This window comes from Parabacteroides sp. AF17-28, assembly GCF_003479205.1.
In the GTDB taxonomy this organism is placed as follows: domain Bacteria; phylum Bacteroidota; class Bacteroidia; order Bacteroidales; family Tannerellaceae; genus Parabacteroides; species Parabacteroides acidifaciens.
Genome location: NZ_QUGV01000004.1, coordinates 224,137 through 249,249 on the forward strand (window position 1 = coordinate 224,137; position 25,113 = coordinate 249,249).

The window sequence follows — 25,113 nt, forward strand, 5'->3', positions numbered from 1 at the left end:
GTTTATGTATTCAGACAAGAAAAACATCCAGCAGCTCGTAGCGCTGCTCATCGAGCATAACATTAAGAAAATAGTTTTGTGTCCCGGTAGCCGCAACTCGCCTATCGTGCACACGCTTGCCAACCATCCGTTTTTCTCCTGTTATCCGGTGACGGACGAACGGAGCGCGTCGTTCTTTGCCCTCGGGTTAGCGTTGCATGGCGGACAGCCGGCGGCCATCTGTTGCACATCGGGCAGTGCGCTGCTGAACATCCATCCGGCTGTGTCGGAAGCCTTCTACCAGCAAGTGCCGCTGGTCGTAATCTCGGCTGACCGTCCCGGCGCGTGGATCGGACAGATGGACGGGCAGACGCTTCCGCAACCGGGTGTTTTCGGCTCGCTGGTCAAGAAATCCGTCAACCTGCCGGAGATACATACCGACGAAGACGAGTGGTATTGCAACCGCCTGATCAACGAAGCCTTGCTCGAACTCAACCATCACGGGAAAGGACCGGTACACATCAATGTACCGGTTTCCGAACCCCTGTTCCGTTTCACGGCAGAGGAGCTGCCCAAGGTGCGCGTCATCACCCGCTACCAGGGGCTGAATGTCTACGACCGTGAGTACGGCGGACTGATCGAACGGCTGAACAACTACAATCGCCGCATGATCATCGCCGGACAGATGAGCCTGATCTATCTCTTCGAAAAGAAAATCTCCAAACTGCTCTATAAGCATTTCGCCTGGCTGACGGAACATACCGGAAACAAGACCGTTCCGGGCATACCGGTAAAGAACTTCGACGCGGCTCTCTACGCCTTGCCGGAGGAGACGCAGGAGAAGATGATGCCCGATCTGGTGATTACCTACGGCGGACATATCGTATCGAAGCGCCTCAAGCAATTCCTCCGCAAACATCCGCCCCGCGAACACTGGCACGTCTCGCTCGACGGCGAAGTGGCGGACCTCTACGGCTCGCTGACGACGGTGATCGAGATGGACCCGTTCGAGTTCCTCGAAAAGATCGCCTATCTGTTGGAGAACCGGACGACGGAGTTCCCGCGCGTTTGGGAAAACAATACCCGAAACCTGCCGGAACCGGAGTTCGCCTATTCGGAGATGGCGGCTATCGGAGCGCTGATCAAGTCGCTCCCCACACCGGCTGCACTGCATTTGGGGAACAGTTCGACCGTACGTTATGCACAACTGTACACGCTTCCTGAGGAGATCGAAGTCTGCTGCAACCGCGGGACAAGCGGTATCGAAGGATCGCTTTCGACTGCCATCGGCTACTCTGTCTGCTCGGACAAGCTAAACTTTGTGGTGCTCGGCGACCTGAGTTTCTTCTACGACATGAACGCTCTTTGGAACGTCAACTACGGATGTAACCTGCGCATTCTCCTGCTCAACAACGGAGGGGGCGAGATATTCCAAGCCTTACCCGGTCTGAAGATGGAGGACAAGACGCACCGCTTTGTAACGGCCACGCACAAGACTTCCGCGAAAGGCTGGGCCGAAGAACGAGGCTTCGCCTACTTCCCCGTGCACAACGCCGAAGAACTGACGGAAGCCATGCCGACCTTCACACAGCCTACGCCTTACAGCCAACCGATGCTGATGGAGGTATTTACGGATGCGGCGGAAGATGTGCGGTTGCTCAAAGAGTATTATCATCAACTAAAAGGAAATAATTCATAACTCATAATTCATAATTCGTAATGAGAGAATGGACAACAATCAAAGAATATGAAGACATCCTGTTCGATTTCTACAATGGGATTGCCCGTATAACTATCAACCGTGAACGCTATCGCAATGCTTTCACTCCGACGACGACAACGGAGATGAGCGATGCTCTGTATATCTGCCGCGAACGTCCCGATATTAACGTAATCGTGCTGACAGGCGCCGGCGACACAGCCTTCTGTGCCGGAGGCGATATGAACGTGAAAGGCCACGGCGGTTATGTCGGCAAAGACGGCGTAGCCCGCCTGAACGTGCTCGATGTGCAAAAGCAGATACGCTCGATCCCGAAGCCGGTGATTGCGGCGGTAAACGGTTTTGCTATTGGAGGCGGCCATGTGCTGCACGTAGTCTGCGACCTGACGATCGCTTCCGAAAATGCGATCTTCGGGCAGACCGGACCTCGTGTGGGTAGCTTCGATGCCGGATTCGGTTCTTCTTACCTGGCCCGTATCGTCGGACAGAAGAAGGCGCGCGAAATCTGGTTCCTCTGCCGCAAATACAATGCGCAGGAAGCACTCGACATGGGATTGGTCAACAAAGTCGTACCCTTGGATAAGCTCGAAGACGAATACGTCGGCTGGGCCGAAGAGATGATGCTGCTCAGCCCGCTCGCCCTCCGCATGATCAAAGCCGGCCTCAACGCCGAACTGGACGGGCAAGCCGGAATCCAGGAGCTTGCCGGCGACGCCACCATGCTCTATTACATGACCGACGAAGCCCAGGAAGGCGGCAAAGCCTTCCTCGAGAAACGCCGTCCCCGCTTCGAGGATTATCCTAAATTTCCGTAAGCCGAATACATTATGCATTATAAATTAGAAGTCTACCCCAGAGATCTGCATTTCAAGAAACCGGCAGGCACTTCACGCGGGACTTACACGACACGGAAAAGCTGGTTCCTGATGCTAAGTTCCAAAGATGCTCCCGAACGTTGGGGATGCGGAGAGTGTGCCCCACTGCCCAACCTTAGCTGTGACGATGTTCCCGAATACGAAGAGGTACTGGCTAAAGCCTGCCAGAAGTTCACCAATACAGGCCAAATAGACATCGAATGCCTGCGTAACTATCCTTCGATCCTGTTCGGACTGGAAACAGCTTTGCTGCAATTCGAGGCGAACAGCTTTGCCTTGTGGGACACGCCTTTCTCACGGGGTGAAACGGGTATTCCTATAAACGGGCTGATCTGGATGGGAAGCTATAAGGAAATGACAGAACAAGTGGCTGAGAAGATCGAGACTGGTTACCGTTGTATCAAACTGAAGATCGGGGCAATCGACTTCGAGAAGGAACTGAATATCCTGCGTATCATCCGCGAACAGTTCTCCGCCCGCGACATCGAGCTGCGTGTCGATGCCAACGGCGCCTTCTCGCCCAACGAGGCAATGGAGAAACTGGACCGCCTGGCCAAATTCGACCTGCACTCGATCGAGCAGCCGATCCGTGCCGGACAATGGGACGATATGGCACAGTTAGCAGCCACCTCACCGATTCCGATCGCCCTCGACGAAGAGCTGATCGGCTGTAACACGCCGGAGAAGAAGAAGGAACTGCTCTCCTATATCCGTCCGCAATACATCGTCCTGAAACCCTCCCTGCACGGCGGCCTATATGGTGGAAGCGAATGGCTAAAGGAGGCGGAAGAGCAACAGATCGGCTGGTGGATTACCTCCGCACTGGAGTCGAACATCGGCTTGAACGCTATCGCACAATGGTGTGCCACGTTCAACAACCCGTTGCCACAGGGCTTAGGCACCGGGGCACTTTTCACCGACAATATCGACGCACCACTGGAGCTTCGGGACAACCGCCTCTGGTTTATCCCCGAAAGCAAATGATCAGAGACGACCTCGACCTGTTCCTGTCCGAATGGCATAACGACTCGCCCGTGCTGGAAGTGCAAACTTCCGGTTCGACGGGTACACCCAAGCGGATCACGGTTCGCAAGAAGCAGATGGAGAACAGCGCCCGCCTGACCTGTGACTACCTTGGGCTGCGGCAAGGCGACAAGGCGTTGCTTTGCATGCCTCTCCGGTATATTGCAGGCAAGATGATGGTCGTCCGCTCACTGGTTGCCGGGCTCGACCTGGTGGTGCGCGAACCCTCCGGACATCCGATGCAGGATGTAGAAACGCCGCTCCGCTTTGCCGCCATGATCCCGCTGCAAGTCTATAATACGCTACAGGTACCGGAGGAGCGGGAACGTCTCTGCCGCACCGATATCCTGATCGTAGGCGGCGGCTCCATCGACCGCGAGCTGGAAAAGGAAATACAGGCATTGCCCAACCAGGTCTATTCCACCTACGGAATGACAGAGACCCTTTCCCATATCGCCCTCCGCAGGCTGAACGGGCCGGATTCATCTCCTTATTATACGCCTTTTCCTTCCGTCAGCCTCTCACTCTCGGCGGACAATACATTGGTCATAAACGCCCCGCTTGTCACAGACGAAACACTCGTCACCAACGACGTCGCCGAACTCCTCCCCGACGGACGTTTCCGCATCCTGGGGCGGAAAGACAATATCATCAACAGCGGCGGCATAAAAATACAGATAGAAAGCGTCGAGGAGGCTCTGCGTCCCGTTATTTCTGTTAACTTTGCAATCACATCGGTCCCGGACCCGAAATTCGGAGAGGCAGTCGTCCTGCTGATCGAAGAAACAGAGCCAGCGAGGAAGTCCCTCGCCGATGCACTTGAAACAATACCCAAATACCAGCGCCCGAAACACGTCCTGCAGGTCGAAGCGATCCCCCTCACAGGCAGTGGAAAGATCGACCGGGCCACCTGCCGGAAGCTGGCTATACAATTGACAATGGATAATTGACAATGGACTATTAATAAACACTATAAAACATGAAGCACCTATCTATCTTAGCATCCGCCCTTCTCTTAGGCGCTGCGTCCACATACGGACAAGCCCAGGAGAGTTGCCGGTTTGCACCCGATCCGACTCTGCAGAAGCCGGAATTATATGCAGGCTACGACTGTGTAAGCCTGCTGGACAGTACCGCCGTGACCGTGCAGCCGACCGGCTCCGGCTCATTTGCCGTCTGTAAAATCATCAAAGTGATGAATACTTGCGGAGCCGTCGCCAACCGCATTCTCAAATACGATTACGACCCGCTGACGGCACATGCCGAGTTCCACCGCGTCACGATCTACAAAGCCAACGGCGATGTGGTTAACCTCGACATCACACAGCAACAGGATTATGCCGCCCCCGCCCGTGCCATTTACTGGGGAGCCCGCCAGATCATGATGGAAGTAGGCCGCCTCGACCCGGGCGACATCATCGACTATCAGATCGATAAGAAAGGTTTCACCTACGCCCTGCTTGCGGATGCCAGCGACGACGAGTCCCGTTTCATCCCGCCCATGCGCGGACAGTTCTACGACATCGTCCCCTTCTGGGCGACCGAACCGACCGTCCGCAAAGTATATAAGGTAAACATCCCGATGGAGAAAGAGATGCAGTTCCAGTTCTACCAGGGCGAATGCACCTCCTCCATGCGCTACGAAGACGGCCGGAAAGCCTATACCTTCGTCAGCACAGACATCATGCCTACCCGCCGCGAACCGAACATGGTCGACCTCTTCGACGCCGCACCCAAGCTGATGATGTCCTCCACCCCACGCTGGCAGGACAAATCCCTTTGGTTTAACAAGGTGAACGAAGACTACGGCAGCTTCGACGCCATTCCCGAAGCCCAGAAGAAAGTGGACGAACTGATCCGGGGCAAGAAGACCGAGATGGAAAAGATCGCCGTCCTCACCCACTGGGTCGCCGACAACATCCGCTACTCCGGCATCTCGATGGGCAAAGGCGAAGGCTATACGCTGCACAACCTCAAGATGAACTATACGGACCGTTGCGGTGTCTGCAAAGATATCGCCGGTACCCTGATCGCCTTCCTCCGCATGGCAGGCTTCGAAGCCTATCCGGCCATGACGATGGCAGGTAGCCGTGTGGAAAGTATTCCGGCCGACCACTTCAACCATTGCGTAGCCGTCGTGAAGCTATCCAGCGGAACCTATATGCCGCTCGACCCAACCTGGGTACCCTTCTGCCGCGAACTCTGGAGCAGCGCCGAACAACAGCAGAACTACCTGCCGGGCGTCCCCGAAGGTTCCGACCTCTGCCTCACCCCGGTTTCCGCTCCCGAGAACCACTACGTACGCATCAAGGCGGACAACAAGCTCGATGCCAAAGGAACGTTGACCGGACAGTTCACCATTACCGCCGAAGGACAGTCGGACAGCAACATCCGCCGTATCTTCACAGGTGGCTGGCAGACGCAGTGGCAGAGCGCATTGGAGGCACAGCTTCTCGCCGTCTCTCCCAAAGCCCGCCTGATCAGTGTTGACTATGGCAAAGACCCGAAGGACTACCAGGCCGCCCCAATCAAGATGACGTTCCGTTATGAGATCCCCGGATATGCCCTTCCCGGCGAAGGGGAAATGCTGTTCAAACCGATGGTGATGAATAATCTTTACAACCAGGTGAAAAGCTACCTCCGTATCGATACCGACCTGGAAGAACGCCAATATGGTTTCAAGGACGCCTGCTCCCGCCTGGTCGAATTGGATGAAACGATCCAGCTCCCCGCCGGATACAAGCTGGTTAGCGAGGCTAAGGAAGACAGTAAGCAAAGCAACGCCGCCGACTTCGAAGGCTATGTCCACCAGGGAGACGGTAAAGTGGTGCTCCATCAGAAGCTGGCCCTGAAGAAACGCGTTTACGAGGCCGGCGACTGGGATGGTTTCCGCAATGCCGTCAATGCGCATAAGGCGTTCGGCAATTATCTGGTGATAAAACAAGGGAACTGATTGCTTAGAAGTAATCGCACCCGATTAGTCCTAAGTAATCGCATACGATTATACCTAACCAATCGCACCCGATTACTGGTAAGTAATCGCATCCTCCCACAAAAGGGAGAATAACAGAACAAAGAAGAAAGATTATTAAAGCAATAGATTACAATGATACAGAACAAACATAAACTCGCCCTCCTCCTCTGTCTCCTGTTAGCGACAGTCACCGCGTTCGGCGCCCCGGAGGCAGAATACAAGAAGTTGGAAAAGACCTGGACGCTCCAATCCGATGGTAGCCAGGAGTTCCGTTGCAACATGGAACTGACACTCTTCACCCACACCGCCATGAACGGCACATACGGAGAGAGCTTCATCGTCTACAACCCGCAATACCAGGAGCTGAAGATTAATTCTTCATACACCCGGCAGAAAGACGGCACCGTCATCAAGACACCGGACAATGCCTTCGTGGAAGTCCTTCCCCGCAATGCTGCCGACGCTCCAGCCTATAACCACTTGAAAGAAATGGTGGTTGTCCACACCGGATTAGAGCTGGGCGCAACGATCTATCTCGACTACACGGTCACTTCCAAGCCGGGCTACCTGCCGGAGGTGGATGTGTTCGAAACCCTGCTCCAGTCCTCCCCCGTCAAGGAATACAGGCTTACGATCGTAACGCCAGCCGACAAAGAGTTAGCCTTCACATTGGCCAGCAACAAGACGAAACCGTCCGTCACGCTCTCCAACGGGATGCGTACGACAGCCTGGACATTGCGCAACCTTCCGGCTGCCTCCCGCGCGCCGTTCGTTTCGGTTGCCAATGGCGATGTGCCCTTCCTTGCCGCTACGACCTATGCGACTGAGGGCGATGCACTGGCCACCCTGTTCAAACAGTTCAACCCCGTCGGCAACATACAGCTCACAACCCTGGCCGAAAGCCTCACAGAAGGCATCACCAAGGATGAAGACAAGCTGAAAGCAATCCTCGAATACACCACCAATCACATTGCGAACAATACGCTGACGCTCGAGCAGACCGGTTACCGCCTGCGCCCCGCCTACGAAGTCGTAAACACAGCCTACGGGACAGAGGCCGAGAAAGCCAATCTGCTCGCCGGCCTGCTGGGCGGTGCAGGTTTCAAAGCCGAACCAATGGCTACCTATCAGGCACACGCCGACAAGGGCTTGGCGCTGAAAGCGATCGACCAGTTGTTTGTATCCTGCATGGTGAACGGAGACTTGTATGTATTCTCCACTTATTCCACCCGTCGCCCACAGACGGTGAACTTCGACCGGACACCGCTCTTCAGCCTGACGGACGGAAAGCCTGTCGCTATCGCTGTCCCTAAGGACTATCAGATCAAGAGCGACATCGCCCTGACATTCAAAGACGGCAAGGTGGTAACATCCATGAAAGAATCCGTAGGCAATGCACTGATGCCCTACTTCACGACAGGCAACAGCGAAAGCAACAACACGGCGCCTCTAAAGATACAGGACGGATATGCGACAATCGTATTGCCGGATGCCGCCTACGGCTTCTCACACTTGGGTTACGGATACCTGAACAGCCAGCGGAAAGAGAACCTCCTGTTGCCCCGCCAGGTAAATGAGGTTTACACCTACACCGTCGAATGTCCCGACAACATGGAGCTGCGCACCCCGGAAGCCAACCGGACGATCCGTAACGCCGCCGGTAGCCTCACCCTGTCTGTCAAGAAGAGCGGCAAGACAGCAACCGTCACCCGCAGCCTCGAACTCAGCAAACAACTCTATACTCCTGCCGAATACACCGCCCTGCGCCAGCTCCTGACGGAGTGGAGCGACGTGAATGGGAAGACGTTGTTGTTCGAGGTTCACTAATTAAATACTTAAATTACCCCAATATGAAACTACTAAATCTAACCGCCGCCCTCCTGTTGGGAGGTGCGCTGCAAGCACAAAACCCGTTGCCGGTCATCCACCCGCAACCGCAGATGGTCATGCCGTCGGTCAACCCTCTGAAAGCGCCTCACGGCTTTATCCTCTCCGGGATGAAGAACCCGGATCCGGATGCCATACGGTTGCTCAGGGAGACCCTGTCGATCACAGACGAGCCCGATGCCCTGCCTCTCGAGATCACAATAGAGGGGCAAGCACCGGAGCCGAAACGATCCGGTGCTTATCGCTTGATTATCAATCATACGGGAGTCTACATTGTCGCCCCAGACAGCCGCGGTCTCTTCTATGCCGCCCAAACCCTGAGACAATTGGTTCAGACAGATAAACAGGGAAATCAGACACTGCCGATATGCACCATCATCGACTATCCCGACGTTGCTTTCCGTGGTACCGTCGAAGGCTTCTACGGCGATCCCTGGAGCCATGCCGACCGTATCGAGCAGCTCCGCTTCTATGGCAAGATGAAGATGAACACCTACATCTACGGCCCGAAGGACGATCCTTACCACAGCTCTCCCAACTGGCGTAAGCCCTATCCGGAGAAAGAGGCCGCCCAGATCAAGGACCTGGTCAAGGAAGCTGCCGCCAACAAAGTGGACTTCGTATGGGCCATCCATCCGGGACTGGATATCCGGTGGACGGACGAAGACCGGATGAACGTCCTGAATAAGTTCGGCATGATGTACGACCTCGGTGTCCGCTCCTTTGCCGTCTTCTTCGACGACATATCGGGCGAAGGAGCCAAGGCCGACAAGCAAGCCGACTTGCTCAACTTCCTGCAGAAAGAGTTCATTGAGAAGAAGGAAGGGGTAAGCCCCCTTATCATGTGCCCGACGGAATACAACCGTGCCTGGGCTGGAAGCGACTACCTGGACGTACTGGGCCGGACGCTCGACCCCGCCATCCATGTGATGTGGACAGGCAACAGCGTCATCCACGACATCACCCTCGAAGGGCAGGAATGGGTGAACAAGCGCATCCAGCGCCCGTCATACGTGTGGTGGAACTTCCCGGTGAGCGACTACTGCCGCGACCACCTGCTGATGGGACCTTCATACGGACTTGACCCGGAAGCCGTACACGCCATGTCGGGCTTCGTTGCCAACCCGATGGAACGGGCAGAAGCCTCGAAGGTGGCCCTTTTCGGTGTGGCCGACTATGCCTGGAACATGAAAGCCTACAATCCGGAGAGCAACTTCATCGATGCTTGTCGCTTCATCCTGCCCGAAGCACCGAAAGCCTTCCGCACCTTCTGTGAGAACAACTGCGACCCGGGGCCTAACGGGCACCGCTATCGCCGGGATGAATCCGTCCGCTATGCCGGAGATGCCGAAACATTCCTCCGCGACTTCCGCCGGCACAGCTATAATACAGAAGCCGCCGACCGGATGAACCAGCTGTTTGCCGAGATCACTGCCGCCCCTGCCGCTATCGAAACAAGCAGCAACAAGGCGCTGATAGATGAGATAAAACCCTGGCTGATGCAATTCCATTTGTTAGGTAAGGCCGGCCAGACCGCTCTTTCCGTTGCCTCGGCCGGACAAGGTGAAGATCGTGCCGCCACCTGGCAGACGTATCTCTCCCTCACCTCCCTGCTCGACAGTATGCGTACAATCGACCGGACATACAATCAGAACCCCTATCAAAAGGGAGTGAAGACTGGCTCACGTGTCCTGACCCCGTTTGTACAGGAAATCTATTTGCAGACAGGCCGTGACCTGCTGTTCCCCGATCAGGTAGACCAGGCCGCAGCGCAAATGAGCAAAGCCTCCATCCTGACGGATATCGAACAGCTGAAATACCAGCCGTTGAAAGAGAGTGCAGACCAGATCGGCTACAACCGCCTGAACGAAGTACTTCGCATCGAGCCGGGACAATCCTTCGGCCTTGCCTGGGAATTGCAGAAGGAGGCGACCTCATTCAGCTTTAGCCTGCCGAAGAGTGAGAATAGCGGACGCCTATTCGAATGGTCCGCCGACGGAAAGACATGGACAGCTATCACCAGCATTCCTGCCGACCAACCCCGTTTCAAGTTGGAGCAGATCGCACCGGAAGCCCGCTACATCCGTATGCGTAACACGACGGACAAGCAGATGCAAATCTATCTCTACGACTTTACAGTGACGACGAAGGAAGATATGTCCATCGATCCTGCCCGCTTGATGTACGACAAGAACCTGGAGTCAGCCAATACACTGCCGGCCGGTTCACGTATTGCTATCGACAATGGCAAAGGCGGTTCACTCGAACTCTACCTGTCCGGCTCATCATGCAGCCGTGTCGTAGTGGAAGGGACTCCGCTGAAAGGGAAAACCAAACAGGTTCTCTATTCCGGCCCGGCCGGTTACATCAAACTGGACAAGGAAGCATTGGAGAAGGTAAAGAAAGTAGAATTATGTAATGAGGGACCGGACGACGTCCGCATACATGAGGTTATTTAATTAATAAACTGGACGCAGATAACGCAGAAGACGCAGAGGAACGCAGATATTATTATTTGGAATAAAATAAGTCTGCGTTCCTCTGCGTTATCTGTGTCCAGTAAATACCGACTTTTGATACCCCCTCCTTATCATTCATCCATCGGGAACTGTACCCCCCACTCCGACCTGAGGTCGTCCAGCATCCGCATGACACGCAAGGTTTCGCTATGTGGCATATAAGGTGTTTCGATCTTTCCCTCACGGATGGCATCGATCGATGCCTGCACCTGATATTCGAAGCCTGTTATCTGCGGCGGACAAGTATAGCGGGCCACCTCCTCATGATTGATCGAATAAACGACCGCCTGTTGCGGGTTATTTATATTATCGACAATGATGTAGCCATTATCCCCGGAGATTACCCCCTGCCGGTCATTCGCACAGAAAGCAGTCATTTGCAGGACAGCCATCCGGTGGTTCTTATAGACAAACGTAATACTGTTCTGCAAATCCACGCCCGTCTCCCCTTTCACACAAGCCGAGGTAATCCCCGTAATCTCCGTACCAAAGAGCATCATGGCAAAATTGATCGGATAGACACCGATGTCCAGCAAAGCGCCCCCACACAGGTCCGGCCTGGCAATGCGTTCCTTCTCTGCAATCGGATAGCCAATGTTGGCAGTCAGCATCATCACCCGTCCGATCGTCCCGTTGTCCACTAACTCGCGAAGCGTCGCGGAGAAAGGCATATAACGCGTCCAGATCGCCTCCGTCAGGAACACCTGTTTCTCTTCCGATAGCCGGATCAGTAACTCCGCTTCCCGGGCATTAGCTGTAAAAGCTTTCTCCAACAAAACAGGTTTGCCCTTCCCGATGCACATCCGGGCATGCTCGAAATGGAAGGAATGGGGAGTGGCGATATAAATCAACTGTACTTCCGGATCATCCGCCAGTTCTTCATACGACCCGTAAGCCCGCGTAAAACCCCATTCACGTGCGAAACTTTCGGCATTCCCGAAGTTACGTGAGGCTACGGCATACGGTTCTACCCCTTCCATATCGCGCAATGTATGCGCCATTTTACGGGCAATATGCCCGGCTCCAATTATTCCGACTTTAAAGTTTTCCATAACATACTATTCATTTATTAGTCGGTAAATATACGAAATAATTGCTGATCTATTCCATGATGACCACCACCGGATTATCCTCCTCGCCTACTTTCTTCAGGGCGGAAACTGCGGCAGGGAGATCGGTTTTGCCGGCATTGTCCTCAAACCACTGGACCACCTCTTCAGAGGGGAGCACGGCGGCAAATTCACCGGCGGAAGAGATAGAGATCGGTTGCAGGGGAAGGAAACCGTTCATGTCATCGGTTATCTTTTCTTCGAAAGGATATACTTTTACCGTCCCGTCCGCCTTCCGGTAAAGGGCATTATAGGTTTTACTATTGTCAGTATAGACATTCGTCAGGAAGCGGAACAAGATAACGTCCTCGTTCTCCATGAATTTCCCCGGATAGATTGCATCTTTCTTGTCGTCAAAACGATCATCATAGTCCCAACGATGTGTGCCGAAGTCCAGTACACGCACCGGCTGCAAATCCTTGTCCGCTGAAACCTGGTAGATCGTATCGTTAAATGCCTGCCTGAAATAAAAATCCTCATCGTTATGCCAGAAACAACCGTTGCCAAGCGACGTGATAGAAGAACGGTTGTCTTTATATTTTATGATAAGTACCCCGTCTCCCCCGTCCCTCCGAACGGAAAGCATTGCTATTTCATCAACGGCGACAGCCTTTTCGCCTTTGCTGTCTATCGGCAACCATTGTTCGCGGACAATTTCATCGCCACGAAACAGGGCGAGGCGTGCCGGCACACTGTCGGTAGCCGAATAATAGCCTACGGTAAGGTCCGCATCCAGATTATCAAAAGAAGCAACTGCCGGAAATTCAGGAGCGGCAATCGGCGGGGTCCAGATATGGTCAAAGCTGCCATCTGCCCGATAGACCACCATTTTCCCGTTCCAACCGGAGAAATTGAGTTTGTTTGCATTCGGATTCAGCCATACCCCATGTGACGTCGAATAGCCTTCGGGATCTTCACCCACATGGCCGATATTACGGATGAATCGCCCGGTCTGTTTGTCGAACAACTGGCAAAGCTTACGCCCGGAGGTCACCACGATCCAGTCATTCAGAACAGTTACCCAAGCCCCCGGCCCCACAAGCGCGCTGTCTGTCGTCTCCAACGGGACATAGCGTATCTTCTTGAAACAGTCCGACGTTTTCAACTCCGCCTGCTGGTCGAAAGCGGCTCCCAAAGGGATTACCTCCAACTGTCCACTCTCCGTTTTATCCCCGCTGCAAGCGCCCAGGAAAAGGCAAGCCGCGAGGGTCGCCTGATACAGATAACTCTTATTCATTTTCTTTCTTCAAGGTTATTTCCATTATACTTCTATTCGCATATTTGTCCCCGTATTTCTCTGCCGCTGATTTCTTGGGCAGCATAGTCAGCGACTGAACCCTTGTCTCATCAAGTTCGGAGAGCTTATCGTAAGGATATTCCTTACCGTCGATAAAGAGAACCGGGTCCGGCTCCGGATGTGAACCGGGACGGGGAGCGGGACGCATTTTGATACCTTCCAGCTTACGGAACTTAAAATTTCCTATCGTACCGCGAAGCGTACCTTCCGGCTGAAGATCGGGTCTTATTTTCGTCGTCACGAGGATCACGCCGTGCTCTCCTTTCTTCCCGTAAAGCTCAATGCTTTTCATATCTTTCAGGACAGAAATGCTGCTGATCGTAGACGGATCGAGCGTATTCGCATCGAAATCCGGCTTCTCCACGCCGTCAATGATGAAGAGCGGACGGGGGACCAGTGAGTCTGCTACTACAACGTTCGTCGGCATATCGCCATAACCCACTACACGGACGGTGTCTTGCGGTACTGCCTGTTCCTGCGCCTGACGCGGGATCGCAGAAGCACGAACGGTGTTTACCGAAACAGGCCTGTTCTCCTGCGGCCCCGCGTCGAGCGCGGGGACTGGTTTCGCTTTCGCTATCGGAGCAGCGTCTATAACAGGAACAGCTTCCATAACAGGATCGGCCTCCGCAACAGGAAGAAATTCCGGGACGTTGACCGCTGAGATCTTTTCTAAAGAGCGCGAGATTTCCGGACGGGCAAACGCCACTACCGCAACAGCGGCAAGGGGCAGGACGTAAAGGAACTTCAACCGTGCCCAGGGATTTGATTTTTGTTTTAGCATCATAGTAATTCGCTTTTTAAGTTTACTGTGGTTAAAGCTGTTGGCCATAGAGGTGAAACGCTGTGTGCCGACCGCTTTTTTGATTAATAACATCTGATAATGTCGCGCATCCACACCATGTCGGATCACGCTTTCGTCCGCCTCGAACTCATGCACGTTCTGCAACTCCTGTTTCAGTAGCCAGGCGGCAGGGTTGAACCAGTGCAGGACGACACATACGCCGGCGAGCCACATATCCAACGAATGCCACGCCTCGATATGCGCCTGTTCGTGCGTCAGAATCTCCGTCCCACTCTCTTCCATATCGATGCGCGAGATGACGATGTAGCGCATCCAACTGAAAGGGCTGACCGGCCGATCGACCACAACAAGCCGCACGCCGCTATCCAGAACCGTCACTTCGCCCGAACGGATCAGACGCACAATCTGCCCGACGGAATAGAGAAAACGCCCTGCAAAAAACAGGCAACCGCCCACATAGATTACAAACAAGGCCGTCAGCCAGAGCGTCATGTCACTTGCCGGTGCCGTTGTCTCCTCAACCGGTGCGGCGGCCATCAACAGGAGCCGCTCGATGTCAAGCATCGTGCGCTGCACAGCCACCGGCTCGTCCGTCACCAGACGGATAAAGGGAATAGCAACGGAAAAGACAATCACGCCCAACAGCGCCATCCGGTTGAACCGATGGAACGTGTCTCGACTCAGCAGCAGGCGGTAAAAAAGATAGAACGCCGCCAGACAGCAGGTCGACTTCAACAGAAAGACTAAAAATGTACCCATACGTGCGTCGTTTTATTGGTTACCCTTCTCCACTTCGTCGATCAGCTTCCGGAGCTCGTCCACCGAAATCTCCTCCTCCCGGACAAGCGACGAGATGACGCCGAGATAGGAATTGTTGAAATATTTGGCAATGACGTTTTTCAACGTGCCCCGGCTGTAGTCCGCTTCCGAGACGGCAGCGTAGTACTGGTAGGTGTTACCATAGGTATTATGTGCCAGGAATCCTTTCTCTTCCAGGCCGCGCACAATGGTCGACAGGGTATTGAAATGCGGCTTCGGTTCACCGTAAAATTCGAGCAGTTGTTTCACAAACAACGGGCCTTCTGTCCAGAAATAGCCCATGATCTCTTCTTCTCTTGCAGTCAGTCGTTTCATGATATTTTAATTCTTTCAGGCAAATAAACTAAATATTTTAGTTTGCAAACTAATTTATTTAGTTAATAAACTAAAAGAATACGTTTATGTCCTCTTCTTACGATTGTTTTATCGGAATCCTGCCATAATAACACAGGGCTGAAGGATTGAATACTAACGACAGACTACTTACAAGGGGTTACTTATATCGTTAAAAAAGAAGAAAGGCTTCGCTCCGGAATAATCCGGATGGCGAAGCCTCTCTCTTTAACTTTTAATTTTCAACTTTCAACTGTTCTCATCGTTTCGGTATATCCACCGACGTCTCCTGTTCGCCCAAGAGATTGCGGGAGAAGTAGTCGACCATGCGCCAGTAGAAATATTCGTCCATATCGCCGAAGCCGTGACGCTGTTGCGGGAGCATGAGCATGTCGAAGCGTTTGCCGGCACGGATCAGGGCGTCTACCACGCGGAGAGTGTTACCCGGATGGACGTTGTTGTCGATGTCACCGTGGACGAGCATCAGGTGGCCTTTCAGCTGTCCGGCGATCTCTTCGTTCGTGCGGATGTTGTAGACAAAGGTCGTATCGCCCTTTTCACTGACCACCTCTTTCACGCCGTGGTGCGTCTCGCTCCACCAACGGTTGTAGATGCGGTTGTCGTGGTTACCGGCACAGGAAACGGCAGCTTTGAAGAAGTCCGGATATTGCAGGATAGCTGCGGTGGACATGAAGCCACCACCCGAATGGCCGTGGATACCGACACGGTTGATGTCGATAAACTTGCAACGGTCTGCCAACTGGATGATAGCTGCCTTCTGGTCTGCCAAGCCGTAGTCGCGCAGGTTGCCGTAACCAAAGTTATGATACCATTTCGAACGGCTCGGATGTCCGCCACGGTTACCGACAGTAACTACGATGAATCCGGCCTGTGCCAGACGGTCCGTACGAACGCCCATGCGGCTGAACGGATAAACGGTTGCTTCCACCTGTGGACCGGGATAAACATAGTCGATGATCGGATACGTCCGTGTCGAATCGAAGTCGAACGGTTTATACATCACGCCGTAGAGGTCGGTCACACCGTCTGCCGCCTTCACCTTGAAGGGTTCGGGGAACTGGTAGCCGGCAGCCAGCAGTTGTGAGAAATCGCTTTCTTCGAGTGACATCAGTTTGCGACCGCTCGCGTCCATCAAGTCCGTACGCGGGATGGTGTTGACGCGCGAGTAGTTGTTGACCACGAACGCTGCATTGTCGTCCATGCTCGCGATATGGAAGTAATCACCGGGCGTTATCATTTGTAAGCCGCTTCCGTCGAGGTTGGCACGATAGAGGTGTTCGTAGTAGGGATTCTCATCCTTTTCTTTTCCGTTAGCCAAGAAGTAAACGACGCGCTTGGCTTCGTCGACCTTCACGATCTGGTCTACATGCCAGGGACCACGTGTGATGCGGTTCTTCAGATTGCCTTCGCCGTCATAAAGATACAAGTGGGCCCAACCGTCGCGTTCGCTCCATTGAATCAGTTCCTTGCCATTTGCGAGGGCGGCCAGCGGACGTACTTCCTGATAGGTATTCATCCGTTCTTCGATAATCGGGCGAATCGAATCCTGCCCGATGGTATAGGAACAAATGTCGATACGGTGCAAGTCACGGCTCGAACGGGTGACGAAGAAGCGGTTGTTGTCGCCTAACCATACGCTTGCCACCTCTTTACGGTCGCGGTCTCTCTGTTGCCACGGCCGACGTGCCACACGCAAGGTCTGGTCCTTGAAAGCGGAGGTACGAATCTCCTTATGGCTGTTATCGTTCATATCGAAAAGGAAAAGATGATATTGGGGAGCTTCCTTTTCACCGGGCATCTGGTATTTGTATGTTTCCAGCGTCGGACGGGGCGAAGCCATGGAGTTGATCACCCACAGATCTTTCACCTCGCGCTCGTCTTCCACCGTAATGGCGAAGTAGCGGGAGTCGGGCGACCATACGCCCCAGACGCCTTTCCGTTTGCCATTGCAAAGCGTGTCGGTGTTGAGCAGGCTGTAAGGCTGGCCGAAACCGAAATCCTTCACGCCGAAGGTGGTAAGTTGGATGTCCGCCACAGTACTGTCTTTATCGTCTTTTTTCAGTTTCTCGTAGTCTTCGCGGGTCATGCGGTAGAGATTCTGGTCCTTGGCATAGACAACCGTCTTGCCGTCGGGTGAGAAAGAGGCCCAGTCGGGATATTCGGTCTCCTTTTTCTTATCCTCGAGCCAGGTCAGCTTGCGTGTCGGATAGTCGTAGGAGAAGAAGAAAAGCTCTTTCTTGTTTTTCGGTTCTTTCTTGTCGGTCGTATCTTTCTTGGCATCCTGCGAAGAGACGATGTGGAAGGTGAAGGTGCGGCCGTCTTCCTGCGCTTCCAACTTCTGGATAGGCAGTTGCTGGGCGGTGAATGGGTCTTTCACGATTTCCGTAATTTGGGCTGCCACGTCGTCGAGGTCGAACAGCGGCCGTTTGGTCTTTGCCACCGGATCGACAACATACCAGACTTTTCCTTCACTTGTTTTATATTCGTACCAGAAACAGTTTCCTTTCTGGAACCAGTGCGGATCGACCGTGGTAGAGAACAGCATTGTGTTCAATTTCTCTTTAGTAAAGCGCTCCGCCTGCACATAACCCGGCAAACGTTCTGCCTCCTGAGCCTGTGCCCCTGCCCCGTGCAGCATCCCCGCACAAAGCATAATCAATAGTAAATGTTTTTTCATCTAACGTTGTTTTTTAAGAAAACAAATCCCTTACCCGGAGAACCGGATAAGGGATTCTGTTTATACATTCGTTTTTAAACCGGAAGAGTTCCGCCGATCAGGATAACAACCAGCAAAGCCAAGATTGCATACAATTCAGGGAATACGGCCATAACCATAGTTGCACCGAACACATTGTGTCCTGCACCTACGCCGGCAATACCGTTCGCACAAACTTCTGCCTGACGGATAGAAGAGAACAAACCGGCAAATCCTAACACCAGACCTGCACCGAAAATAGCAGTCGCATTCAACATCGTAATACTGTCAACCAGGAATTTCTGCATCATGAAGTAACCGACGAATCCGTACAAACCCTGTGATGAAGGCAATGCACTCAGGGCGATATACGTACCTAACGCATCCGGATTTTTCTTCATTGCTCCGACTACGGCGTTACCCGCAATCGTCACACCATAACTACTACCGATGAAAGTCAGACCTGTCATCAACGCGATTCCAATGTAAGCTAATAAAATTGGTTCCATAATGATAATTGTTTTAATTTATTCTTTTGTTATTATTTAATTACTTTTTACCAGGGAGCGACTCCCTGTTTGTTATGCTTTCTTGAACGGTTTGTATTCTTTTCCACCGCCTTCAAACTCAGCATTCTTATAATACTCTACGAAGATAAGACGCAACGGATGGACAAGCGAACTGATCGTACAAAGTCCGATGTTGATCGAATGGCCTATCAGCAGGATAATCAGCATAGAGACCGCACGCAGCACGACATTCATACCTTCCGTCATATCCACAGCTAACGAGTTGAACACACCGCCCAGGATAGCGCCTGTCAGACCGATCGCGAACAGACGGATATACGACAGCGTATCCCCCAACAGCCCGGAAGCCATATTATAGGTGTTCCAAAGCCCCGTCCCGAAATTCATAAAGATATTCTTGCCCGGCGAATTGTAGAGGTAAGCCACAACCAGGCCGACAACCGCAATACCGACAAAGACACTCTGAACCGTTTCAGGCAGGTGCATATTCAACATCGGCAATCCGAAAGCTAACGCCAGGAAAGTGATGACCAGCACCCATGCAAAAGGCGCAATACTGTATTTGAACCCCTTCTGCGCTTTCGTCTTGAAGGCAGCCACCGTCTTTCCGAAGATAATCTGGACCAGACCGATGACGATAGAGAAAGTCATCAGGTTGTCACTGCTCACAAAGTAGTCTTTCATCTTCGAGAACGCCGGAACATCCGCCAACGCGATACCGAAGAACGAACCCGTACACGTTCCAACAATCAGGGCGGCAAGGCCGAGATACTGGAACAGGGTCAAGTAAGGCTTGAAATCCGGATTCACCTTCCGTTTGAGGAACGTACAGACCAGCATCACCAGCAACCCATATCCGCCGTCTCCGAAACAAAGCCCGAAGAAAAGCATGAAGAACGGGGCAAACAGCGGGGTCGGGTCAAACTCTGTATAGTTCGGAAGCGAGAACATCTTCGTGATCGGTTCGTATAGCTTGCTGAACTTGTTATTCTTTAGTTTGATCGGCACCTTATCTCCCTCTTCTATCGCCATCGGCTGGAAATAATAACCGTCTTTTTCAAGCGCTTCTTCCATTGCCGGAGCATCTTCGGTCGGGACAAATCCTTCCAGAATCATCAGCTTGTCGCCTGCCTCACGGCCGGTCTGCACCAACGTGTTAGAGAGGTTGAATTCGTTCTGGATGTTTTTGTCCAGTTCGATCAGCGTGTTATATTGCTTGGCTGCAAACTCCTTCGTGCGGGTATCCAGAGACTTGAAGTTCTCCATCAGCTGCTCGTAGGCTGCGTGCAACTTGGCCAATCCGCGGTCCGGCATCTTCGGACGTTCGGCATCGATCTCGATCGGAGTGCCGGTCTTCGTCACAGTCACGAAATAGGTCACCGACTGGAAGTTGTTCACCAGAAAGGCGTTGTACTCATCCCCCCACTTCGGTTCGTATTTGGATGTCGGGCAACTGAAGAATGTCACGTCATATCCCGCTCTCTTCAGGCGGTTGATATTGGCATAACTGAATTCGCCCCATATATCCATATAGGCGATATCCTTTTCCAGCGAAGCCCGTGCCGCCTGTAGCTGTACTTTCTGCTCCTGCAGTTCTTCGAGCTTATCGACCAGCTTCAGACCGTCTGCCTTCGGCAGCTCGCGAGCCGGTGCCAACACAGTGTCTTTCGACTGTTCGTTCAGGGCCTTGCAGAAGCGGATTGCCTGGTTGACGCGTTTACGTTCGGCCAGCAAGGCTTGCAGTTCCGCATTGTCCAGAATCGAATTCGTCTCCTTCACGTGCAAGACACCCAAGTCCCGGAGAGTCGCAAGGAATGCATCATATTCTCTATGATATACCATAAAGGCATATTTACTCATCTTTACTATCATGCTCCAGCCTCCTCTATTTCTTCTTTTGCTTTACGCTTTTCCTGATTAGCCCGCATGATCTTCTGTGACGACTTGGAAAGACTTTCTTCGTCTTCCATGAATCGTTTCACTTTGCGGATCGCATCCTTATAGCCCGGAATCTGTACCTTCTCGAAAAGGTTCACCTTCTGAGTGGTCTTTTTCCGCGCATGCTCCAATAACTCCAGCTTCATACCCGAGAACTCGGCTTCGATACCGGTACGCGCCAGCTTTTTCAGCAGCTCGATACCGTCGGTAAACCAGGCAGGGGCATTGAACAGGCTATAGCGGCCGATCTCGAATTGGATCTCGTCCAATACAGGAACGACCACACCGGCAATCTTCTTCGTGGAGAGCGAAACATCCTTGACTGCGATCAGTTCGGGATTGAACTCGTTCCACAAAGCGACCATGTTTTCGTAGCTCTGTATCTCCTGTTCCAGCTGAAGTTCCAATTTCGTCACTTCATCCTTGGTCCGCTTCACTTCGATACGCAGTGCGCTTTCCTTGCTCTTGATCGTCGGCAGGGAACGCTCGCGCATCTTCAGCTGCTTTTCCAATTGCTGAAGGGAGGTTTTATTATATTGAAACTTTATTGCCATAATTATCTATATTATTTCCATAACCATGCATACTAAATTCCTTGGGCATGCATTTCCATTTTCATGGGCATGGATTTATTTTTTCCAGTATTTGTCTACCAACGCCTGTTTGATATTCACTTCGGCAGGCTGGAAGTATTCACCGAACAGATTCCAAGCCACGTCGAGCATCTCGGTCGTATCGAGGTTGACATCGATTGCCAACAACTTGCTTGAATAGTCTTTTGCGAAAGCCAGCGTACGGTTGTCGTAGTCCGTCAGGTCGAAACCGTTCTCCATCTTCGTCTTTGCATTGGCGGCATCGGCATACAGACGGACGGCGGCATTCATCACCTGCGGATGGTCTTCGCGCGTCTTCTTTCCGGTTACCAGCTGTTTCAGACGGGAGAGGCTTCGGAACGGGTCGACGATAACTTTACCCACATCACTGTCCTTACGCAGGTACAACTGACCTTCGGTGATGTAACCCGTGTTATCAGGCACGGCATGCGTGATATCGCCACCGGACAGAGTCGTCACGGCAATAATCGTGATAGAACCGCCGGCAGGGAACTGCACGGCCTTTTCGTATATCTTCGCCAAATCCGAATACAAGGAACCCGGCATGGAGTCCTTCGACGGAATCTGGTCCATACGGTTGGACACGATTGCCAGGGCATCCGCATAGTTCGTCATATCGGTCAGCAGCACCAGCACTTTTTCATTCTTCTGGACAGCGAAATATTCAGCCGCACAAAGTGCCATATCCGGGATCAGGATACGTTCAACAGACGGGTCTTCCGTCGTATTGATAAAGCTGACGATACGGTCCAGCGCACCGGCATTGCTAAATGTATTCTTAAAGAACAGGTAGTCGTCATTCGTCATACCCATACCGCCCAGGATAATCTTATCCGACTGGGCACGCAAGGCTACCATTGCCATTACCTGGTTGAACGGCTGGTCAGGGTCGGCGAAGAACGGAATCTTCTGTCCCGTCACTAACGTATTGTTCAAGTCGATACCGGCAATACCCGTAGCGATCAGCTCGGAAGGCTGCTGACGGCGAACCGGGTTCACAGACGGACCGCCGATTTCCACATCTTTACCTTCTGGAATGGGACCGCCATCGATCGGATCACCGTATGCATTGAAGAAACGGCCGGCCAACTGGTCGCCCACCTTCAACGAAGGCGCCTTTCCCATGAAAACGACTTCAGCATTCGTACGGATACCTTCCGTACCTGAGAAAACCTGCAAGGTCACTTCGTCGCCGATAATCTTTACCACCTGAGCCAGCTTGCCGTCGACAGAGGCCAGCTCGTCATACCCTACTCCTGTTGCTTTCAACGAACAGGTCGCTTTTGTAATCTGGGTAATCTTCGTATATATCTTTTGAAATGCTTTTGTTGCCATACGCTTCTATTATTTATCTGCGCGCTCTGCAAGCAGTGCGTCAAGTTGATCGTTGAACTTCTTGAACTGTTCGCTCTCGTACTCGGAGTAGTTCATCTGCTTAAAGATGTTGATCATCTGCTTAAAGTAGTCCATTACTTCGAGGAAAGTATCGAACTTAAACTCGGTATGGCAGATCTTCACAACCTTATCCAGCATAAACTCCTGGCGGGCCAGCGACGTCACCGCATCGATCGCATCGAAGGCATCCTGTTGCAGGATCACGAAGTCGATCAGCTCAGACTTCCAGAACGTCACGTGGTATTCCACAGGCACACCGTCGTCACCGAGGATGTTGATCTGTTCGGAAATTTCCTTACCGCGCAACATACGGGTCTTGATCTCGTTCACCTTGTCGATCCAGGTCGGAGAGATATGCTTGGCGATGTATTCCTGAAATTCGGGATATTCCAGATATTTGGAATAACTGTCGATCGGGTTTACAGCCGGATAACGTTTGCGGTCGGCACGTTCCTGCTCCAGGGCATAGAAACAGCGGGCCACCTTCTTCGTATTTTCCGTCACAGGCTCTTTCAGGTTACCACCGGCCGGGGATACCGTACCGATAAAGGTCACGGAACCTGTCTGTCCGTTATTCAGATGTACATAACCGGCACGCGCATAAAAGTTAGCCACGATTGCCGACAAGTCCATCGGGAACGCATCCGGTCCGGGAAGTTCTTCCAGACGGTTGGACATCTCACGCAATGCCTGTGCCCAACGGGAAGTAGAGTCGGCCATCAGCAACACCTTCAACCCCATGCTGCGGTAGTATTCGGCAATGGTCATCGCCGTATAAACGGAAGCCTCACGGGCAGCCACCGGCATGTTTGACGTATTGGCAATAATAATGGTACGTTCCATCAGCTTACGGCCCGTATGCGGGTCGACCAGTTCGGGAAACTCGGTAAAGATTTCCACAACCTCGTTCGCACGTTCACCGCAGGCAGCGATAATCACGATGTCGGCTTCCGCCTGTTTGGAGATCGCATGTTGGAGCACGGTCTTTCCCGTACCGAACGGCCCGGGGATAAACCCTGTACCGCCTTCCACGATCGGATTCACCGTGTCGATCGTACGGACACCGGTTTCGAGCAGCTTATAAGGACGCGGTTTTTCCTTGTAGCAAGTGATGGCGCGTTTTACCGGCCAACGCTGTATCATGGTCACTTCCACATCTTTCCCGGCTTCGTCCGTCAGGACGGCGATCACCTCATTGATGGTATATTGTCCTGCTTCTTTCAGGCTCTTGATCGTATATTCACCTTTAAAGGTAAAGGGGACCATGATCTTATGCGGCTGGAAGTTTTCGTCCACTTCGCCCAGCCAGTCACCGGCCGCCACCTTGTCACCCGCTTTGGCAAGCGGCTTGAAATCCCACAGTTTGTCGTTATCCAACGGGAAGGTATATTCTCCGCGTCTCAGGAAAACACCCTCCATTTTATCGAGGTCGTTCTGCAAACCGTCGTAGTTGCGCGACAACATACCCGGTCCTAACGTTACCTCCAACATATGTCCTTCAAACTCGGCTTCGTCGCCCACCCGCATACCGCGCGTGCTCTCAAAGACCTGTACAAAAGCATTCTTACCTATTACCTTAATAACTTCCGCCATCAGCTTGACGCCTCCTACGGAAATGTAACAGATTTCATTCTGGGAAACCGGTCCGTCCACCTCTACAGTCACAAGGTTGGAAACGATTCCTTTTACAATTCCTTTCGTAGCCATAATTTATTTATCATTGTTTCTTTTAAATTCTTCCAGGGCATTCTCGCTGCCTTTCTTCATTGCTCCCACTATCTCGCGGAATGTTTTCTCGCCTGTCCCCTTATCCAGTGTCACCCAACGCTCGATCATCTCCAGTTTCAGCAGGTATGCAAATACACTCTCTATATCGAACGGTTTAAAGAACGTATGTTCCTCGAGCCATTCCCACTTCAGCAGGTCCACTTTCTTTTCGCGTACCATCAGATCGGTTTCTTCGGCGATGCGCTGCAAATCGGGCAAATAGTCCACCGTATCCCCCAGTCCGAAATCGCGGGCATTGGACGTACGGAGCGCCTGTGCCACTTCATTGTCTCCAACGATGTATTCGGCTTTATCAAGACCATGTTTACGGCAGGTTATTGCGGTAAGCATGTTGTTGATGTTCAGGTTCAGTTCGAACCAGTCTGCAACAAACTTGTTATGATTTTTCATCGCATACGCATAATAGAGTGTGGCCAGGCGGTCTTCCCATGGAACATCCTGCTTGTCCTCTTTCCCTTCACTTTCGAGATACAGTTTGAAGAACTCCTTAAAATAAGGAGGCATCCGGTCGTTCTTGGGTGGCTTTTCTTCTTCCTTCAACGCTTTGAGCAAAGCATTAAATTCGTCATACGTGATACATCCCCGCGGGTCCGGATCGGAATCCGGCTGTTTGGCTTGAGCGATCAGGTTCTTATTATCGAATTTGAGGAAGAACAGATCGATCAGCTTCTTATCGGCTTTCGTCAGTACGCCGTCCAATTCCTGCCTGAAGTCACAGACGGAATAGGTCAGTTTACTATCGTCGAGCGCGATATTGGGGAGTCCTGCAATCAAGCAATAATACTTACCCAT

The 25,113-nt window shown here is 52.5% G+C and carries 18 protein-coding genes; 7 read left to right on the plus strand and 11 right to left on the minus strand.

Going from position 1 to position 25,113, the window contains the following annotated elements; all coding sequences use genetic code 11:
* The first annotated feature begins 4 nt into the window (after positions 1-4).
* The 7 genes from menD to DWW90_RS04540 all read left to right on the plus strand — a co-directional run bounded on the left by menD (position 5) and on the right by DWW90_RS04540 (position 10,917).
* A complete protein-coding gene (menD, locus tag DWW90_RS04510) occupies positions 5-1,678 on the plus strand; it encodes a 2-succinyl-5-enolpyruvyl-6-hydroxy-3-cyclohexene-1-carboxylic-acid synthase (RefSeq protein WP_122344151.1) in 1,674 nt (557 codons plus the stop codon).
* A gap of 20 nt (positions 1,679-1,698) precedes the next feature.
* Positions 1,699-2,514 (plus strand): 1,4-dihydroxy-2-naphthoyl-CoA synthase, encoded by an 816-nt coding sequence (gene menB, locus DWW90_RS04515; protein ID WP_122344152.1) that lies wholly within the window; start codon positions 1,699-1,701, stop codon positions 2,512-2,514.
* Between the two features lie 12 nt (positions 2,515-2,526).
* On the plus strand, positions 2,527-3,558 hold the full coding sequence (locus tag DWW90_RS04520) for an o-succinylbenzoate synthase (RefSeq protein WP_122344153.1): 1,032 nt from the start codon (positions 2,527-2,529) through the stop codon (positions 3,556-3,558).
* Positions 3,555-4,547, plus strand: a complete 993-nt coding sequence (locus tag DWW90_RS04525) for an AMP-binding protein (protein WP_122344154.1) — start codon at positions 3,555-3,557, stop codon at positions 4,545-4,547. The genes DWW90_RS04520 and DWW90_RS04525 overlap by 4 nt, the downstream gene beginning before the upstream one ends.
* Positions 4,548-4,576: 29 nt before the next feature.
* Positions 4,577-6,550, plus strand: coding sequence for a DUF3857 domain-containing protein (locus DWW90_RS04530; protein ID WP_122344155.1), 1,974 nt, complete (start codon positions 4,577-4,579; stop codon positions 6,548-6,550).
* Between the two features lie 153 nt (positions 6,551-6,703).
* Positions 6,704-8,398 (plus strand): DUF3857 domain-containing protein, encoded by a 1,695-nt coding sequence (locus DWW90_RS04535; RefSeq protein WP_122344156.1) that lies wholly within the window; start codon positions 6,704-6,706, stop codon positions 8,396-8,398.
* Between the two features lie 23 nt (positions 8,399-8,421).
* Positions 8,422-10,917: a beta-N-acetylglucosaminidase domain-containing protein gene (locus tag DWW90_RS04540; protein ID WP_122344157.1), complete on the plus strand. Its 2,496-nt coding sequence runs from the start codon at positions 8,422-8,424 to the stop codon at positions 10,915-10,917.
* A 131-nt stretch (positions 10,918-11,048) separates the two neighbouring features.
* On the opposite strand, the gene DWW90_RS04545 is transcribed toward DWW90_RS04540, so the two are convergent.
* The 11 genes from DWW90_RS04545 to DWW90_RS04595 all read right to left on the minus strand — a co-directional run bounded on the left by DWW90_RS04545 (position 11,049) and on the right by DWW90_RS04595 (position 25,113).
* Positions 11,049-12,029, minus strand: a complete 981-nt coding sequence (locus DWW90_RS04545; protein ID WP_122344158.1) for a Gfo/Idh/MocA family protein — start codon at positions 12,027-12,029, stop codon at positions 11,049-11,051.
* A gap of 49 nt (positions 12,030-12,078) precedes the next feature.
* Complete coding sequence (locus DWW90_RS04550; protein ID WP_122344159.1) at positions 12,079-13,323, minus strand: DUF4934 domain-containing protein; 1,245 nt, start codon at positions 13,321-13,323, stop codon at positions 12,079-12,081.
* Complete coding sequence (locus DWW90_RS04555; RefSeq protein WP_122344160.1) at positions 13,316-14,947, minus strand: M56 family metallopeptidase; 1,632 nt, start codon at positions 14,945-14,947, stop codon at positions 13,316-13,318. Before DWW90_RS04555 ends, DWW90_RS04550 begins: the two co-directional genes overlap by 8 nt.
* A 12-nt stretch (positions 14,948-14,959) precedes the next feature.
* The gene (locus DWW90_RS04560; RefSeq protein ID WP_122344161.1) at positions 14,960-15,322 is read right to left on the minus strand and encodes a BlaI/MecI/CopY family transcriptional regulator; all 363 of its coding nucleotides are present in this window, start codon (positions 15,320-15,322) and stop codon (positions 14,960-14,962) included.
* Between the two features lie 277 nt (positions 15,323-15,599).
* The gene (locus DWW90_RS04565; RefSeq protein WP_122344162.1) at positions 15,600-18,038 is read right to left on the minus strand and encodes a DPP IV N-terminal domain-containing protein; all 2,439 of its coding nucleotides are present in this window, start codon (positions 18,036-18,038) and stop codon (positions 15,600-15,602) included.
* 74 nt (positions 18,039-18,112) lie between these two features.
* The gene (locus DWW90_RS04570; RefSeq protein ID WP_115501072.1) at positions 18,113-18,565 is read right to left on the minus strand and encodes an ATPase; all 453 of its coding nucleotides are present in this window, start codon (positions 18,563-18,565) and stop codon (positions 18,113-18,115) included.
* A gap of 72 nt (positions 18,566-18,637) precedes the next feature.
* Positions 18,638-20,458 carry a V-type ATP synthase subunit I gene (locus DWW90_RS04575; RefSeq protein WP_122344163.1) on the minus strand — a complete coding sequence of 607 codons (1,821 nt, stop codon included), beginning with the start codon at positions 20,456-20,458 and terminating at the stop codon, positions 18,638-18,640.
* Entirely contained in the window at positions 20,455-21,078 is a 624-nt protein-coding gene (locus tag DWW90_RS04580; protein WP_115501074.1) for a V-type ATP synthase subunit D, read from the minus strand. Before DWW90_RS04580 ends, DWW90_RS04575 begins: the two co-directional genes overlap by 4 nt.
* Positions 21,079-21,153: 75 nt before the next feature.
* Complete coding sequence (locus DWW90_RS04585; RefSeq protein ID WP_115501075.1) at positions 21,154-22,473, minus strand: V-type ATP synthase subunit B; 1,320 nt, start codon at positions 22,471-22,473, stop codon at positions 21,154-21,156.
* 9 nt (positions 22,474-22,482) lie between these two features.
* Positions 22,483-24,240, minus strand: a complete 1,758-nt coding sequence (locus DWW90_RS04590) for a V-type ATP synthase subunit A (RefSeq protein ID WP_122332700.1) — start codon at positions 24,238-24,240, stop codon at positions 22,483-22,485.
* A gap of 3 nt (positions 24,241-24,243) precedes the next feature.
* Positions 24,244-25,113: a DUF2764 domain-containing protein gene (locus DWW90_RS04595; RefSeq protein ID WP_122332701.1), complete on the minus strand. Its 870-nt coding sequence runs from the start codon at positions 25,111-25,113 to the stop codon at positions 24,244-24,246.